This is a genomic window from Azospirillum sp., assembly GCF_050789165.1.
In genome coordinates this window covers 1-1,824 of record NZ_JBOZRT010000108.1, presented here as the reverse complement: position 1 = coordinate 1,824, position 1,824 = coordinate 1, and the positions used below count along the sequence as shown (strand labels likewise).

Here is a 1,824-nt window from a genome sequence, read left to right as displayed (position 1 = left end):
CAGGGGGCGACGGTGCTGCAGCGCTCGGGCGGCCGGGTGCCCTTCGGCGCGCCGAACTTCGCCAACGTGCAGAACCTCGCCGCCGGCATCGGCAACGTCGCCGGACAGGGCGCCCTGGTCCGCCAGCGCTGAGCACCGGGTCCCGTCTCTCCCCTCCCTTGACCTTGGCCCCGACCGGTTCGCCCGGCCGGGGCTCTTTCTTTGCCCTGGCTCGGAACGGGGCGATCCGAAGCGGTCGCCTTTCCTTGACTGCACAGCGTCACCCGCTTTGGGTTGGAGGCAGGCCTCGGACGTCGGGCGATGCGCCTCCGGGCACCTATGGCCGAGGCGCTCCCTGCCAATCCACCGGAGGGCAGCGGCCGGGCCTCTCGGCGCAATCGGCCTTGGGGCAGCGGCAGGCCGGAAACTGGCATTGGTCGCCGTTCACCTCCGTCGCATCGACGGCCATCTGGTAGCGGGTTCCGTGCATCAGTTTGGGGCCGCGCGAGCTGCAGCGCTCGTACTGCTCGACCATGCTGCGGAGCTTCATCAGCAATCCCCGCTGGGCATCGACGTCCGTGCTCATACTTGCCTCCGCAACCGTGGGTTCAAGTGAGGTCGTTGCGCGGCGCCATCGGCTCCAGTGCGCAGTGGGTGTAGCGCTCCAATCTGTGGAGATGCCTCCTTCCGTGAGACCGAATCAGCCGGCGGACTCGTGACGACGGCCGCGGAGCCGGGATGCAAACCAGTCAACCATGTGCCGCCTGTTTTGCTGTAGCCTGCGCGGCGCTGATCGGTGCTTCCGTCCCACAGCGTCCCACACCCTCACCGCTTGCGGCGACCGTCGGCGAACCGGCATGAAGCAGAACGTCAGAATTTTCAGCGGCCATGGACGGGATATGGGACCAGAGCGAACCGCGGTGAACCGGATTTCGGAGGCCGCTCCCTCCAGCCGCGCCAGCGCTGCCGGACCTCCTGCCGGCGAGCCGGAGAGGCCCACATGACCGATCCCTCCAAGACCCTTCTGATCGTCGCCCACGCGCCGTCCGACAACACACGACGTCTGCGCGATGCGGTGCTGCGCGGGGCGCAGACGGCCATCAGCGAGGGATTGGCGGTGCGCGTCCTGGCGCCCCTGGACGCCGGGCCGGCAGACGTGCTGGCCGCGCGGGCGGTGATTCTCGGCACGCCGGAGAATCTCGGGTACATGAGCGGGGCGCTGAAGGATTTCTTCGACCGCATCTACTACCCGTGTCTGGAGCGCACCCAGGGGATGCCCTACGCGTTGTACGTCCGCGCCGGCCATGACGGCACCGGCACCCGGCGCGCCGTCGAGGGCATCGCCACCGGCCTGCGCTGGCGGGTGGTGCAGGAGCCGCTGGTCTGCCGCGGCCCGTTCCAGGACGACTTCACGATTCGCTGCGAGGAGCTGGGCGCGCTGATGGCCGCCGGGCTAGACATGGGGATTTTCTGATGCCCGATTCTCTGTTTGACGGCTCCAACGGTGGGCTGGTGATGACCGCGGCCACGGTGATCGCCGTCACCGTCTACATGTGGTGGCGCGGTGCCCTGCCCTTGTCGTCCATGCTGGCGACGGTCGCCTTCGCCGCCATGCTGGCCGGCGTCATGGTGACGTACCTCTGACAAGAAAGCGCTCCGGCCGCGGGCGGCCGGAGCGTGAGGTTGGGGAGGACGGAGAAGGCGGGAGGCCGGTCAGCGCTGGCGGACCAAGGCGCCCTGTCCGGCGGCGTTGCCGATGCCGGCGGCGAGGTTCTGCACGTTGGCGAAGTTCGGCGCGCCGAAGGGCACCCGGCCGCCCGAGCGCTGCAGCACCGTCGCCCCCTG

3 protein-coding genes are annotated in these 1,824 nt (G+C 69.4%); 2 read left to right on the top strand and 1 reads right to left on the bottom strand.

Annotated features, from left to right (window positions below; genetic code table 11):
• Positions 1–316: 316 nt before the first annotated feature.
• The gene (locus ACRWK7_RS24575) at positions 317–565 is read right to left on the bottom strand and encodes a hypothetical protein (RefSeq protein ID WP_431858957.1); all 249 of its coding nucleotides are present in this window, start codon (positions 563–565) and stop codon (positions 317–319) included.
• A 414-nt stretch (positions 566–979) separates the two neighbouring features.
• Between ACRWK7_RS24575 and ACRWK7_RS24570 the strand changes: the two genes are divergently transcribed.
• Positions 980–1,453, top strand: a complete 474-nt coding sequence (locus tag ACRWK7_RS24570) for a flavodoxin family protein (protein ID WP_431858956.1) — start codon at positions 980–982, stop codon at positions 1,451–1,453.
• Positions 1,453–1,623 carry a hypothetical protein gene (locus ACRWK7_RS24565; protein WP_431858955.1) on the top strand — a complete coding sequence of 57 codons (171 nt, stop codon included), beginning with the start codon at positions 1,453–1,455 and terminating at the stop codon, positions 1,621–1,623. The genes ACRWK7_RS24570 and ACRWK7_RS24565 overlap by 1 nt, the downstream gene beginning before the upstream one ends.
• Positions 1,624–1,824 lie beyond the last annotated feature (201 nt).